The sequence below is a fragment of the Chitinophaga solisilvae genome (genome assembly GCF_009928525.1).
Classification (GTDB): domain Bacteria; phylum Bacteroidota; class Bacteroidia; order Chitinophagales; family Chitinophagaceae; genus Chitinophaga; species Chitinophaga solisilvae.
On the sequence record NZ_JAABOK010000009.1, the window covers coordinates 301322 to 316120 of the forward strand.

The 14799-nt window shown below is 49.8% G+C and carries 13 protein-coding genes and 1 tRNA gene; 7 read left to right on the forward strand and 7 right to left on the reverse strand.

All coding sequences use genetic code 11. The annotated features are described in order from the left end of the window. Positions 1–26: 26 nt before the first annotated feature. Positions 27–482: a cold-shock protein gene (locus GWG06_RS20250; RefSeq protein WP_127034827.1), complete on the forward strand. Its 456-nt coding sequence runs from the start codon at positions 27–29 to the stop codon at positions 480–482. A 118-nt stretch (positions 483–600) separates the two neighbouring features. Here GWG06_RS20250 and GWG06_RS20255 read toward each other — a convergent pair whose 3' ends face one another. Beyond that, positions 601–1434 carry a lysophospholipid acyltransferase family protein gene (locus tag GWG06_RS20255; protein WP_160715518.1) on the reverse strand — a complete coding sequence of 278 codons (834 nt, stop codon included), beginning with the start codon at positions 1432–1434 and terminating at the stop codon, positions 601–603. 164 nt (positions 1435–1598) lie between these two features. Between GWG06_RS20255 and GWG06_RS20260 the strand changes: the two genes are divergently transcribed. Next, on the forward strand, positions 1599–2573 hold the full coding sequence (locus GWG06_RS20260) for a helix-turn-helix transcriptional regulator (protein WP_160715520.1): 975 nt from the start codon (positions 1599–1601) through the stop codon (positions 2571–2573). On the opposite strand, the gene GWG06_RS20265 is transcribed toward GWG06_RS20260, so the two are convergent. After that, entirely contained in the window at positions 2574–3332 is a 759-nt protein-coding gene (locus GWG06_RS20265) for a hypothetical protein (protein ID WP_160715522.1), read from the reverse strand. It abuts the gene before it with no gap. Between the two features lie 115 nt (positions 3333–3447). Between GWG06_RS20265 and GWG06_RS20270 the strand changes: the two genes are divergently transcribed. Then, a complete protein-coding gene (locus GWG06_RS20270; RefSeq protein WP_160715524.1) occupies positions 3448–4326 on the forward strand; it encodes a DUF4349 domain-containing protein in 879 nt (292 codons plus the stop codon). A gap of 6 nt (positions 4327–4332) precedes the next feature. Here GWG06_RS20270 and GWG06_RS20275 read toward each other — a convergent pair whose 3' ends face one another. Together GWG06_RS20275 and GWG06_RS20280 are read right to left on the reverse strand one after the other, a co-directional pair. After that, on the reverse strand, positions 4333–6645 hold the full coding sequence (locus tag GWG06_RS20275; RefSeq protein ID WP_160715526.1) for a patatin-like phospholipase family protein: 2313 nt from the start codon (positions 6643–6645) through the stop codon (positions 4333–4335). Between the two features lie 139 nt (positions 6646–6784). Continuing rightward, positions 6785–7546 (reverse strand): MBL fold metallo-hydrolase, encoded by a 762-nt coding sequence (locus GWG06_RS20280; protein ID WP_160715528.1) that lies wholly within the window; start codon positions 7544–7546, stop codon positions 6785–6787. Positions 7547–7629: 83 nt separating this feature from the next. Here GWG06_RS20280 and lgt point away from each other — a divergent pair, with 83 nt between their 5' ends. From lgt to xseB, 4 genes are read left to right on the forward strand one after another with little or no spacing between them, the layout of a single operon-like run. Then, positions 7630–8496, forward strand: coding sequence for a prolipoprotein diacylglyceryl transferase (lgt, locus tag GWG06_RS20285; RefSeq protein WP_202183070.1), 867 nt, complete (start codon positions 7630–7632; stop codon positions 8494–8496). Further along, positions 8438–9373 (forward strand): CobW family GTP-binding protein, encoded by a 936-nt coding sequence (locus GWG06_RS20290; protein WP_127034812.1) that lies wholly within the window; start codon positions 8438–8440, stop codon positions 9371–9373. Before lgt ends, GWG06_RS20290 begins: the two co-directional genes overlap by 59 nt. Positions 9374–9420: 47 nt before the next feature. After that, complete coding sequence (gene xseA, locus GWG06_RS20295; protein WP_160715532.1) at positions 9421–10860, forward strand: exodeoxyribonuclease VII large subunit; 1440 nt, start codon at positions 9421–9423, stop codon at positions 10858–10860. Continuing rightward, positions 10835–11050 carry an exodeoxyribonuclease VII small subunit gene (gene xseB / locus GWG06_RS20300; protein ID WP_235938442.1) on the forward strand — a complete coding sequence of 72 codons (216 nt, stop codon included), beginning with the start codon at positions 10835–10837 and terminating at the stop codon, positions 11048–11050. The genes xseA and xseB overlap by 26 nt, the downstream gene beginning before the upstream one ends. 9 nt (positions 11051–11059) lie before the next feature. On the opposite strand, the gene GWG06_RS20305 is transcribed toward xseB, so the two are convergent. The 3 genes from GWG06_RS20305 to GWG06_RS20315 all read right to left on the reverse strand — a co-directional run bounded on the left by GWG06_RS20305 (position 11060) and on the right by GWG06_RS20315 (position 14764). After that, complete coding sequence (locus tag GWG06_RS20305; protein WP_160715534.1) at positions 11060–12211, reverse strand: BamA/TamA family outer membrane protein; 1152 nt, start codon at positions 12209–12211, stop codon at positions 11060–11062. 115 nt (positions 12212–12326) lie between these two features. Continuing rightward, positions 12327–14558: a hypothetical protein gene (locus tag GWG06_RS20310; RefSeq protein WP_160715536.1), complete on the reverse strand. Its 2232-nt coding sequence runs from the start codon at positions 14556–14558 to the stop codon at positions 12327–12329. An 86-nt stretch (positions 14559–14644) separates the two neighbouring features. Next, a tRNA-OTHER gene (locus tag GWG06_RS20315) sits at positions 14645–14764 on the reverse strand. Between the last annotated feature and the right edge of the window lie 35 nt (positions 14765–14799).

Consider the following 14799-nt stretch of genomic DNA (forward strand, 5'->3'; position numbering starts at 1 on the left):
GCTGTAAGGACCAGGTCTGTAAAAATATGGGTAGATCACAAGAACCATTTAGTAAAAAAGAAAAAGAAAACAAGAAACAAAAAAAGAAACAGGAAAAACAGGAGAAAAAAGAAGAAAGACAGGCCAACAGTAAGAAAGGAAAAAGCCTGGAAGAAATGATGGCTTACATCGATGAAAACGGAAACATTTCCTCCACCCCTCCTGATCCCGCCCGAATGAAAGAAGTCAGCCTCGACGAAATCCAGATCAGCGTTAAAAAGCAGGAGGAGGAAGAAGAAGGCAGCAGCATCCGTACGGGTGTGGTTACCTTTTTCAATGAGTCTAAAGGATATGGCTTTATCAAAGACCAGAAGACGCAGGAAAGCATTTTTGTGCACGTTAACGGCTTAGTCGATCCTGTTAAAGAACATTCCAAGGTCACCTTCGAAGTGCAGATGGGCCATAAAGGACCGAATGCGGTAGGGGTGAAGCTCCTTAAATAGATTTACGGATGTTGGAATTTTTTGATTTTGAGATTTTTTAATGCAGCGGATATTTTCGCAAAGATCTTTGCTGCATTAAAAAATCTCAAAATCAAAAAATTCCAACATCCGTAAATATTCACACCTGTGTCTTCCAGCGTCTGTGCGTCCATAACCAATACGCCGGAGATTTGCGTATATCCTGTTCCAGCTGCTGGTTGAAGCGACTGGTGATTTCACCGGAGCGGGTGGTTGCGGCATCATCGGTGATGAGGGAGAAAGTAATTTCCCAACGCCTGCCCGTGGCGCTCCGGTTGATAACCGCATATACTACCACCGCATCCGTAGCCCTGGCCAGCCGTTCCGCGCCCGTTATTACCCGCGTAGGCTGATTCAGGAAGTTGACAATGTATTTGCCGCCCTTTGCCGGCGACTGATCCGATATGAAAATGTATGCGCCCGGTTTGCGGGACTTCAGCAAATGTTTAGGCGCCTCCTCTACCGGCAGCATCTTTAACCCGAACCTCCCCCTGATTTTTTTCATCAGCCTGTTAAAGAACCCGTTGTGCAAGGGTTTATATACCCCGTAAATATCAAAGGAGAAAAATGCCGGCAGCATGGTAACACATTCCCAGTTGCCATAATGCCCCAGCATAATGATGATGTTCCTGCCCCTGGCATGACAGGCATCCAGCAATGCTGCCTGATGCAATACCACCCTTTTTTTAATGCGCGACTCCGGAATGGTAAACAATTCCAGTATCTCCATAAACAAGCGGCTGAAATGCCGGTAAAACTGCGTCGCTATATTTTTTATCTCCCCGTAGGATTTCTCCGGAAAGGAACGGGAAAGATTCTGAATGACTTCGGCATAACGGTAACGCATCACCCTATATAACAGAAAGTAAAAAATCCAGGCTACGCCTGATTTCTGTGCCGTTTCTTCCGTGTATATACCGTTCTGATATTTCATGATCAATGGTTAAAGAAAAGTTAAAGGCATGGTTGTTCGCAGGGTATGTGTCCTGTCAGGTGTCATCATGCAGCAACAGTTACTGCACAATAACAAAGAGACCGATTTTATCACAGCAGCTGTTGCAGAAAAAGGAATAAATATTTGCGTAAAACGTATTTTTTATGGGTGTGGAATTCAGAAATATTACGGAAGAATTATTGTACCGGCAGGATGAAAGTATGGACATGAAAAGGCTGATGGCCAACGGGGATGTCCGCGAGCAGCTGCCCTTCTGGGATGTGCTGTACAGGCAGCATTATTATGAAGGTATTCATATAGGACAGTGCAGGATTGATGTACATGAAGACCTCATGGTCAGCAGCAGCCAGGATGCGCCAGTACCCAGTCTTGTTTTCATTGAAGAAGGGGAGATTCTTACCAACTCAAGTGATCAGAAGAAGTCAAGGCACTTCAGTGCCGGCGACCATAATATACTGACCAATCCCTTTCATGCACGGCTGAGCTATTTCCGTAAGCAACGCGTGCAGGTGATGGTGCTGAGCTTTCAGCCGGAACGCTTTCTGCAGCTGGCAGAAAACGGTGGCCCTGCCATGGATCGCATCGCTGAAAAACTGGTGCAGGGAGGAGAGCCGTATATTTCTGAGAAATGCCTGCGCGTCACTCCCCGTATGCGCGCTGTTATGGAAGATATTCACCAGTGCCCCTATAGCGGTGCACTGCGGGATGTATATCTTCAGGCAAAGGCGCTGGAGCTGCTGGTGTTGCAGTTCGATCAGCTTGAACAGGCGGAGAATACCTGCAAGGCTCCCGCCAGGCTCTCTGCCGCAGATATTAAAAAGCTGCATCACGCGCGTGAAATATTGTTGCAGGACTTCTGTAATCCACCATCACTGCCGCAGCTGGCAAGGCTGACAGGACTTAATGAGTTTAAGCTGAAAACAGGTTTCAAGGAGGTGTTTAATAATACGGTGTTCGGCTATTTTAAAAATCACCGGCTGGCGCTGGCGCATCAGCTGCTGACAAGCGCCAGCAAAACAGTCACGGAGGTGGCATATGAAACAGGATATACCACTGTCCAGCATTTCAGTAATGAATTCAGAAAACAGTACGGTGTAACGCCGTCGCGTATACGATAATTACTTTACTAACTGCAACGTATATACGCCGTTTGCGGATACCCAGCGGAAATGTCTTACGAACCATGCGCGGCGCGCCTGTGATGTTAACAAAGTATCCAGGTGCGCTTTCATTTCTGCGCGGAAACTTTCCGGCAGCGGAAGGGCAGTGGTGTGATTATCTGCCAGGGAAACAACATACATAGCAGTCGTGTCATTATCTGTAAATGCGCTGCCGGCTGCTATCTTTTTTCTGTCTGGCGAAAGATCATATGGCAGTGTGCTGGCAGGCAGCCGGTAATGCTGCTGCTGCTCTGTATCCAGATCAAAGATGCTGGTAATAAAGCAGCCGTCCTGCTGTGCATACGCTTTTTCATATACGAGATAACGGCCCTGCATCAGCTGGAAAGGCAGGTCGTTACTGTTATTATAAAGAAAATGATAACCGGGTTTATGTTGTTTTTCGCTGATGAGATAAACGGGAGATTCAAAAGTATGCGCAATATGTACCAGTAGTTTACCGGGTACGCTGTCTACCGGAACTACATGCAGGAATGATCCCGGATCCCGTCCGCTTTTATGGCTTACGTCTGCAGGTGAAATATTTTTTCCCTTGTATTTTATCCGGTAAGTGTAGTGATTGCTTTTGCTGCCGGTATCGCCGTTGCGGTATGGCTGTTTGCCGGTAATCACTGTAAACGGGCCATACTCCTGCTTTTCGCTGCATGCGCCCAGCAACAGCATTCCCAGCCCTGTAGTGAATAAGTTAACAATTTTCATACGCATAGGCTAATTTAGCGGAAGCTGTTTATCTGGCAAGATCCTTTTTTTATTTTAACATTTTGTAAGGGTTACCTTTTCTGACAGAGATGTATAAAAGGGAAATTATCCTTCTATGCGAAAAGCTTATTCCTGTTTAATTCTACCTGTGATGGTACTGGCTGCCTGTGGCCAGCGCCACTACCGCAGTGCCGAAGATGCTGCCCATAGCCCCGAGCAGCAGGCCGTTGCCGCTGCAGATTCCACCGATTTTTCCAGTGACATTTCCGCACTTAATTCACCTTCCCGTAAGCGTGTGCGCACCGCCGATGTACGCTGCCGGGTGCAGGATGTATTCAGGGCCGCCTCCCGCCTGGAGCAGACCGTGACTGCCGTACAAGGCATAGTAGTAGAAAGCAGGATGAAGAACGAAGCTGTACAGCAGCATGAACTGCCGTATACCTCCGATTCTGTCAGACAGGTACAGCTGTACACGCCCACAGCCAGCCTGACGCTGCGTGTACCAGTGGGGCATCTGGATTCGGTGGTACATACACTCACGTCTATGGCGGCTTTCATTGAATACCGTACGCTGACGGATCAGGATTACACCTGGAATTATTTATCCAATTCCCTGAAGAACGATAAGCTGGCGCCAGTGAAAAAGATAAAGCCTGATGCCGGAACATCTTCTCTTGATATTGCAAAATTTGAAGAAGAGCAGCATGAAAAATCGGTAGACAGAAGTATCTCCAACATGCAGCTGCTGGACAATGTAGCCTATTCCACTTTTACAGTGCAGCTGTTTCAGCCGGAGGTGGCCGATGTGCAGGTAGTGGTGAACCCGCAGCAGTTTAAGCGTGCCCCTTTCGGCACAGAAGTGCGTACCGCTCTCCGCGATGGCGCCGTTATGATGCGGAATATCCTGCTGGGCATGTTACAGGTATGGCCCTTCTGGATTGCCGTAGCAGCGGGTATTGCAGCCTACAGACGTTACTTTGCCAAAAGCAGGTAATTGTAATTACTTCATCTCCTGCAGCAACTGCTGCAAATGCCGGTTATGCTGTAGCCGGTTGTTAATTCTCCTGATCGTAGTATCCGACATAAACCAATTCATCGTGTAGGAGGGTTCTCCTTTGGGAAACCTTTGTCTGAGCGGATCTGACTGCCACTCTGCGCTGTCTTTGTACAGCGGGATCTGTACATAGGAAGCGCGCTTGTAGTAGTAATCATTGATATCGCTGACATAATGCTGAAGGCGGATATCATTGACGGTCGTCTGCATGCCGTAAGCGCCGGCAATAGTCAGCAGCGGGGCGAAGAGGTCATTGTTCACCGGCGCTATTTTGCGGAACTGGTTAGACTTTGGAATTACACGGCTGTTGGTAATATGAATCACCTTAAAGTGCAGGCGGCTGATCTGCTGATAGAGGGCGCTGGTATCGCCGTAACGATGCCGGTCATCTTCCCCGATATTGATGATGCCGCGGATGATTTCCTGTATCACACCGGCGCCGGAATTATCGAAGTAGCCTCCGTCAACGAAGTATTGATCCTGTATGCGGCCGGCCGGGCTGAGATAAGGGAAACGCGCTCCCAGTATGGCTCCGGAGGTAATGGTGATATCGGAGTCGTGGCGCAGCAGACTTAATACATCCACCCGGTTGTTGAAGATGCCCGAATCCAGCCGGAGGTTAGATACCAGGCCCGGATTGCCGTCCTGCATGCGGGTGGTGTTGATACACAGTACAGGCATGAACGCAGTGTCGCCGCGCATGGCAGGGAAGGAAGACATGGCATTGTCGAACGGTACCCGGTAGAGGGAGTCGCCGGCAATGTCCGTGCTTTTCTCAAAGGATTCTTCCAGCGCTGCGGCCCTGTCGGCTGCACGGGAGGTACGCACAATGTACCGGAAGTAATCGGGGCCCAGCATGCGTGCAAAGGTGTAGCTGAAGTAATCCTGGCGGAGATAGGCCATGGCAGAACGGGCATACAGCGGCTGCTGCTGCGACTTATCCCTCAGCAATGCAAAGTACGCGGCCATCCCGACACCGCCGCCGGAAGTGCCGGACAGGCAGAAGAGATGACGGGAAAACCTGTCGCCGGGATGTTGCCTGATGCTGGCATCTTCAATACTTCCCAGCACGGCGGCAGTCCAGTAGGCGGAACGGGAAGCGCCGCCGTTAGCCATCACAAAATATACATCATAGGCGCTGTCTTTTGCAACGGGTCTGCTGCGCAGCCAGGCGCGCAGATAAGTATCGAGTGAAGGACGTTCGTTGTAATTATTCCCCGCCGTAGCCGGTGTGAGTTTTACATAGTGCGTTTCCTTGATCCCGAAAATCAATGCTATCACCAGCAGGATGAAATGAAAACTGATCCGGTAACGGACAGACAAAGCAGTAATAATATTACCAAATCCCAGTAGCATCCCGAAAGCGAGTACCAGGTAGGGGAATGGCCCTATTTTACGGGCAAAGTCAAGGCTTTGGATCGCTGCAAAATATACTATCAGCGCGGCGACGCCGGTAATATTGAACCATCTGAAAAATGCCTTCTCCGCACGGGGAATATGAAAAAAATCCATCACGATGTCCAGCAGCGTCCTGGTGTTGAGTTGCGGCTTCATGGAATCTTCAGCCAGCTTAAACTGCCGCAGGTGGATATACACCGTGAAGACGACATGCAGCCCCAGCAACAGCACAAACAGCAGCATAATACCGGTATGCGGAATAAAGCCGGTGGCAAAGGTAATAATCAGCCAGGCTGTCAGCAGCATATAGAACAGCAGCTGAAACCAGGGCTGTACGGCAATATTTGAAAGCGGACGATCCGTAAAAAACAAGGCTGTCAATGCCACGGCAAAAATGATCCATGCCTGCAAAAAGCTAACCGGGTGATACAAGGCGGGAGATTGCAATATGGCTAGTTCCAGCATCAGAAAACAACAATGCCCCATCATCCTCGGAAACTGATCCAGAAAAGACTGGCTGATATTGAAGTAGCGGTTGTTGGCCGTATATGTCAGTGTAGCCTTGTTGGCAGGCATCTCCGCAAACTGCTGCAGATCCATGATCTGCCTGGCCCGCTTGGTATAAGCCACTATCCGGGATGAATACCAGCTCACATATACCCAGAACCCAATCGCCAGAAAGAAAACAATCCTGATACGATACACATTCTCCGTAAAAGCCACAATCACATCCTTACCCTGATCCAGTGTCCAGCTTGCGAACATAATCAGCAACAGATAAAATATACCCGGAAAAAACAACCAGAAAGATTTCAGCAGATGCGACGTGAATCGCAGCGCCTGTTTAAAATAAGGTAGCATAGTGATGGTGTTGGGCATTACTAATATAAAGAAAATTATGAGTTACGAATGATGAATGATGAGTTGACGCGAAGACCTGAGCGGATAATAGATTTGATCATCCGCTCAGGTCTTCTCGTCAACTCATCATTCCTAATTCTTAATTCATAATTTCAAACACCGGTGTTTCCGCATGCCTTGACGCCACCACTATCCTTATGCCGTTTGCGTGTTCATCAAAGAGGGATTGTACCAGGGTAGCGTCGTTGTTGTCCTGGGAGAGGTGGGAGAGCAGCAGGTGTGTCATGAAAGGGGGGCGGTGGGTGGTGAATATCTCCAGCGCCTGCCGGTTGGAGAGGTGCCCTTTGCCGCCGCGGATGCGGTTTTTAAGGAAATAGGGATATCTGCCTTTGTCCAGCATCTGTTCATCATAGTTGGCTTCCAGGAAGGCAGCATGGCATTGCTGAAAGTGACGGATCACATGTTCGCAGGGTACGCCGATATCGGTAAATACGCCGATGCTGATTTGCTGATCCGTGATGATGAAGCTGTGTGGCTCGATGGCGTCGTGCTGTTTGGGAAAGGCGGTGACGGATAAACTTCCTATCTGTACCGGCTGATAGGCGGTAAAGGACAATACGTTGCTCAGGGTAAGCCGGCCGTGTGTCAGGGTGTGACTGGTAATGTATACCGGCAGCCGGTATTTTTTTGCCAGTACGGTTACGCCTTTGATGTGATCAGTGTGCTCATGGGAAATGAATACCGCCTTCACCTTGTCCATGGTCAGTCCCAGCCTGCTCATGCGCCGCTCTGTTTCCCGGCAGGAAATGCCTGCGTCTATCAGCACCGCTTCCTGCCCGTTACCGATATAGTAACAATTACCGTTGCTCCCCGAATTCAATGACGTAATCTGTAATGACATACCGCCAAAGATAAAAACTATTTGCTGATTGGATCAGAGATCTATATATTTGCAACAATGTTGCAAATAATTGAATGTCTTTTATGCTGATGTACCTGACCTGGAACCAGTCACCTGAAATTTTCCGCATCGGCGGTTTTGCATTACGCTATTACAGCGTGGCTTTTATGCTGGCATTCCTGCTGGGATACGCACTGCTCACGCGTATGCTGGCAATAGAACAGCGGCCGCGCCGGATAGCAGACAAACTGGCTGTATCCATGGTCCTGGGAACCATAGCAGGAGCACGGCTGGGCCATGCCTTCTTTTATGAACCGGCTTATTTTCTGAAACATCCGTTGGAACTGATACTACCGGTAACCATCAGTCACGGGCGGCTGTTATTTACCGGTTATCAGGGCCTGGCCAGCCATGGCGGCGCTATCGGCATACTCGTAGCGGTATGGCTGTTTTCCCGGAAACACCGGATCAGCTGTATATGGGTACTGGACCGCCTGGCGGTCATCATCCCACTGGCAGGAGCGCTGATACGTATCGGCAACTTTTTCAATTCAGAGATCATTGGTATCCCTTCCGGCTTGCCGTGGGCGGTGATCTTTCAGCGGACAGACGCACTGCCCCGGCATCCGGCCCAGTTGTATGAGGCTGCCTCTTATCTGCTTATTTATATCTTCCTCATCTTCCTGTATAACAGTCATCTCGCGGAAAAAAAACCGGGGCATCTCTTCGGCGCCTTCCTGGTATTAGTTTTCAGCGCCCGCCTGCTGCTGGAATTTGTCAAGGAAGACCAGGAGATATTTGAACAGGGATGGTGGCTGAATATGGGGCAGCTGCTCAGCATCCCGTTGATTTTGTGTGGTATATATTTTTTGATTTTTTACGGAAGAAGATATGGAAGAAAGACTACCGATAAAGGTGTACATCATCACGGGCTTCCTGGGCGCGGGTAAAACCACGTTGCTGAATAACCTGCTGCAGCAGTACCAGGACCGGCGGAATATTGTTATTGAGAATGAATTCGGGAAAGTAAACATCGATGCATCCCTGGTCACGCAGCAGACGGACACCCTCTACGAACTGACCAGCGGCTGCATCTGCTGCTCGCTGGATAATGACCTGCTGGAAGTGCTGGGCGACATACTGCAGCTGGAACAACGCCCTGATCAACTGTTCATTGAAACAACCGGTATTGCTGATGCCGGCAATATTATCGGTATGTTCCAGATGCCACAGGTGAAAAAACATTATGCGCTGGAAAAAACCATTTGTGTGGCAGATGCCGAAAACGTACGCACTAGATTGGAACAGACGCCTGAAACCGGCCGCCAGCTGGCCTGCGCAGATGTGGTGGTTATCAACAAAACCGGGAGTCTGACGGTACCGGAACTGGTTACCCTATACCAGGAGCTGGAAGCAATCAACCCGCTGGCTTTTTACACCGCCACTGAAAACGGACAGCTCTCCGTGGCAGACCTGCACCGGGCAGCATCAATTGCCCGTCCCGCAGCGGCAGGTGCGCCGTTAACAGGCGGGCATAAAATCAACTCCGTACTGTTTGAATCTTCCCGGCCTTTTGATCTCGACCGTTTGCTGTATGTGCTGGATTTCCATTTCAACGTATATCCGGACCAGTTATACCGCATCAAAGGTTATGTGGCCCTCAAAGGGGAACAGGAACGCTTCCTGTTACAATCTACCGGCAGGTACCTGCATCTCACGCCCGCAGGCAGCTGGGGCAATGATGCACCGGCCTCTGTGCTGGTGTTCATCGGCAGAGAACTGAAAACGGCTACCATTGAACGTATCCTGCAGCCGGCCCTGAAATAGCGCGCTGTCTGTCATGAACGCGCTTTTCCCTATCTTTATGGCCACTGATGATTACATCTGAATCCATAAAACTCTCGGCACTCACCGGCAGGATCCAGCAGGCGCTTAATGATGCGTTTGCTGCACAAACCTATTGGGTAGTGGCAGATGTTACCAACCATTCTTACTACGCACAGAAAGGGTATCATTATTTTGACCTGGTGGAGAAAGATACCGCCTCCAGTGCTATTGTAGCTAAAGTGGCTGCTGTAGCCTGGGGCAACGGCGCGGTGCGCATCAGGGAATTTGAAGTGGTGACAGGCCAGCCGTTTAAAAATGATATTCACGTGCTGGTGAAGGTATCTGTCAGCTATCACCAGGTACATGGCCTGCAGATCTCCCTGCTGGATATCGATACTAACTTCACCGTGGGAATGCTGGAACAGCAGAAACAGCAGACCCTGGTGCGGCTGCAGACGGAGTGCGCGGACTTCATCCGCAAAGCGGGCGACCATTACATTACCCGCAATAACCAGCTGCAGTTCAGAGAGGTGATACAACGCATCGCCGTCATCACCTCCGGCAATTCCGCAGGATTTCAGGATTTCAGACATACGCTGGAACATAACCGTTTCGGCTATACGTTTCAGACAGATACCTATTTTACCGTAGTACAGGGAGAGTCCAAAGCGGAACTGGTGCAGCAAAAGCTGATAGATATCTACAACAGCGGCATCGCTTATGATGCCGTGGTGATTATCCGCGGGGGCGGTGCCCAGACGGATTTCCTGCTTTTCGATACGTTCCTGCTGGGTAGGGCGGTCGCTAAATTCCCGATCCCCGTTATCACAGGCATCGGTCACCAGAAAAATGAAACCATCACGGACATGATGGCGCACAGTCCTACGAAAACGCCTACCAAAGCGGCAGAGCTGATTATTGCGCATAATAAATCCTTTGAAGATGCCGTGCTGGAAATGCGGCAGCGTATCATCATCAGATCACAGCAGCTGTTCTCTACACATTATCAGGCATTGTCTGCCCTGAATGCAGCGGTGATAAACCAGACGAGAAATATTATCAGCATACAGAAAGAAGTATTGCATCATTATCACCACACGGTGCTGCATGGCTCACAATCCCTGCTGGTAAAGCATCAGCGGGAACTGATGACTGTTTCCGGGGAGATATTGTCAACGCCGCGTATACTGGTGGCAGGCAAACGCAATGATCTCACTAATCTCATTGCCAATATACGGGCTTTTAACCGCCTGTATACGCAGAACCGCCGCGGACAGCTGGCGCACTATGAAACACTGTTCAAACTGGTAAGCCCGGATAATATCCTCCGGCGCGGCTTTGCCATAGTTTACCAGGATGGAAAAATTATCAATAACGCGGGAACCGTATCGCCGGGAAGTAATATCAGCGTGCAACTCCATGATGCTACACTGACGGCTGCCGTTACCGGAAAAACAACACATGATGAGCGAGGAACTGACATATGAGGCTGCCTATAACGAATTACAGCAGATCGCAGCCGAAATAGAAAATGAAACCGTTTCTGTAGATGTACTGGCAGAAAGGGTAAAGCGCGCTGCAGTGCTGATAGAATTCTGCCAGCAGAAGCTGCGTGCCACGGAAACGGAAGTGAATAATATTATCAGGCAGATGGAAGGTAATAAAGAAGGAAAATAACGACGCGCATCAGAATACTTCATTGATACCAAAGTAAAAACCCTGCTGATCCTGGCCACGGCCATAATCCAGGCGTATATTCACCCGGTTTTTGAATTCCCATCTGTAACCGATACCGTAGCTCACCAGTGTTTTGGAGAAGGTAAGATGCTTAAACTCTGAATATACATTTCCGGCGCCTATCCAGGCTACCATACCGCTGCGCCGGTAAATATGCTGGCGCAATTCCACCTGTCCGGCGAGAAGGTTCTTATCGCGGTAGCGTCCTTCATAGTAGCCGCGAAGCCTGTTGGAGCCGCCTGCTTCTGCCAGCATACTCCAGGGAACAGTACCGCTGCGTTCTTCTACATACAGATCGGTGGCCAGTATCGCGCCTTTCCACAGGCGGCGGTACCAGTCGAACTGCAAATCAAATTTTGAAAAAACATCGTTGTTGCCCAGAAAGGAAGGGAAGCTGCGGAAGCCGAAGCGCACGTAAATACCTTTGTAGGGATTCGGAATAAAATCACGGGTATCGTATACCACGTAAGGTCCTATGCCTATGCCGAGTACGGTGCCCGGCTGCATGACCGGATGCCCGGCGATGCTGTCTATATCGGCGGCACTGGTATGCTGTACCTGCAGACTGGCGCCGGCAAACAGCGCACGGCTGACTCTCACGCTGAAATCGGCCTGCAGCTTTTCTGTCAGCTGTATATATTTCGTATAGTCGTCTTTGTTAGATCCGTCTTCGAATCCGATCCCCCAGTATTTATCTGGCCTTGAGCTGAAAGACGCCTTCAGGCTGAGCCGGAATCTGTCTTTCGGAAAAATGGTCGTGCTGTTCAATCCCAGTCCGTAGAAACCGGTGAGTGCTACAGATCCGTATACGGCCACATTGGAAACGGGCAGCAGGCTGTCCTTATGATCGGTGCGGTATTGTGCGGCGACCATAACGGCAATACCGGCGCTGGTTTCGGGTGTATACACCGGCCCGCCGATGAAGCTGATGTCAAATTTCTTTTTCTTCTTTACCTCGTTGGTATGCTGAAGATAATGGAGAATACGGTTGTATACTCCTTTGGGGGCCGCCGGGGCCCTAGTATCCGCAGGGACGGCCTGACGGGCATATGCAACCTGACCGGCACAGACAAGAATAAGGACTAGAGATTTTTTTACCATGGCTTTCCTCAGGAATGAAGATAACAACATTTTTGGTAAAAAGGGCTGACAGCTCGGGCAGAAAAGATAGCCCGGCTGTCAGCCTTATTGTTTTGGGGTTATGTCAGACATACAATCAGCCGGCAAACAGCTGCGTCACGGCGGCGGTATTCATGGCCCACTGAGCGGTGTAGGCTTCATCAGCTCCGGGATCGTTCACGATTTCCAGCTGCTGCGCCGCAGCTTTCAGCTGTAACAGCTGCCCGATGTTCATCTTGCTTTCCAGTTTGTTCAGCAGGGCAGAGATGTTGTTCTGGTCCAGCTGCTGTATAATCTGTCCGTCGAACGGCATCTCCAGCCAGATGATTTCTCCTGCTTTTACATCCAGCACACCAAATAACAATCCCTTGGTTAATCCGCGGGTAATTCTTACCTGATGTTGTACGCAGGACGGGTCGTAGGCCACGCCGGAGTTTTTGGATATTTTCATCGGATAACGGCTGTTCATCCATCCTACCACCAGTTCCGGAACCAGGGCGCCGGCGCTGTAGGCATTGCAGGCGAAGGACACATAATGCGCACCTGCCGCTGCCAGTTCCGGTATGTTCAGCTCAATGTATTCTGCCGCACCGGTCATATGCGGGATAGAACGTATATCACCGCTATGCTTACATCCGGTAGTTGTCAGGTACATATAGGAGCAGATTTCCATCCGGTTTCCGAAAGACACGCGGCAGCTCAGGTCCATATCCAGGTGCTGGGCCGGTAACCCTTTACCCCACTGCATGAACAGGCGAACGGTATCGCCATCTACTTTGAAACGTGTTCCCATTAAGGCGGAAGGGAGGTCTTGTATCTGTTCGCTACGGTCGCCGATAGCGAGCGGAATATAGAACAACGCAGGGTCAATGTACATGGTGCGCGCCGTAACCGGAGCCGCGGCAAAGCGTTGCTGCATCACATGCAGGTAGATGTCTGTCACCGCACCCTGCATGGCCTGCAGGTCTTTATCCGTGTACAGTGACAGCAGGCTGTTGGCGGGTATTCTTTTGGAAGTACCTCCCAGCGGTTTTACGCTGCGCATGTTATGACGGTTAAAGTAATAGGCGGCATACATCTGCAGTGTGAGCAACAGGCGTACCGGTAATTTATCTGCGATCTGCGTAAAGGCCTGCAGGGTAGGCTCAGGGCCGAACCACAGCATATTGGCAAACAGGGAGCGGGCAAATAATCCCGGACGCTGCTGCAACAGGTAAAAGGTACTTGCCGCATCGTGACGCAGTTTGAAATGATCTATACGACCCTGCATGACCACGTAATCCTCGTTATAGAATTTGTCCAGCAGCGTATGCAGCTTTTCAAATCCTTTACGGTGACTGAATTCAGCCAGGCGCAGGGCGCGTATGAAACGTACCCACATGTTGCGTTTAGCATGCATGTTTTCACACATGGCAGCAGTATCCATAGTCAGCTCATTCAGCCAGCGGGCTGCTGTCAGGGCTTCGCGGCGGCCATATTTCAGCTTCAGGGAAGCGGCCATGGCTGTTTTGCTCTGCTGGTCAGGCTGCTTTCTGAATGCCAGGTGCTGATTGTTACGCAGTTGTCTTTTGATGATGGTTTTAGGCGCTACAATCTGCAGGAAGCCGGTATGTTTATACCACAGGTAACGGAGTATATCCGTTGGCGTAGTAAACAGTGCCTGTGCATCTGCAGCCTTGTCTTTACTTACCAGGAAGCTGATCACGGTAATCTGTGTTTCTTTCATGGTAATATTCACCTGCGGCAGCGGACGTTCTTCCAGCAACAGTTGCAGTGTATCTGTCTGCGTTGCATCCAGTGCTGTTTTTGAGGTTAACAGGTCACGGAGAAAGGCATCGGCATTTGCTTCTGTCCACAGATCCAGTACACGCACTTTACTGTTCTGCTGATAATATTCTATTTCACCAGCCTGGAAAGGTGTACCACAGAATGGACAACCATTATATCTTTCCAGCGGAAAGGTATTCAGCGGAATGATATGGCCGCAGCGTAGTGCAGGACCGGCTTTCCTGTTCTGCAACACGTTGGCGAACCAGGTAGTCAGGTGGTCTGTCACGCTTTCTCCGGTAGGAATATTCCATTCTTTCACCAGTGGTGTCCAGTTTTTATCTATACCCATTACTTCGCGCAGCAGCTGCAGTATCTGGCGGTGATACGCCGGGGTAGTGCTGTTCAGGGCATGTAACAATGTTTCGGTAACACCAAATCCCATTTTGGCGATGTTGGCTACCAGCAGGCCGGTGGTAGGAGAAAGGGTTTTGTTCGCGGAAGCAGTTGCCGGAATGAAAATGGCATGCTGACGTAAAGCTGCTTTTAAAGTAGTGTTCATGATAATGAAAAATTAAAATCAGATAATGCTGTTGCAGTTTTTACCAAAAAAAATGAAGTATGCAACAATTGACCTCGATTCTTTTGTAAAGCGGATCGGATTCGAACCGATATCTCCGGCATAAGTTCCTGTAGTAAGTTTCCGTTGACCTGGCTGGTAATGCGAAAACTTGTATGGTACCGGTGTTTACCCTTAACCACCGCTTTGTTTACCTGGTAATTGTGCTGCACGGCTTTCAGTG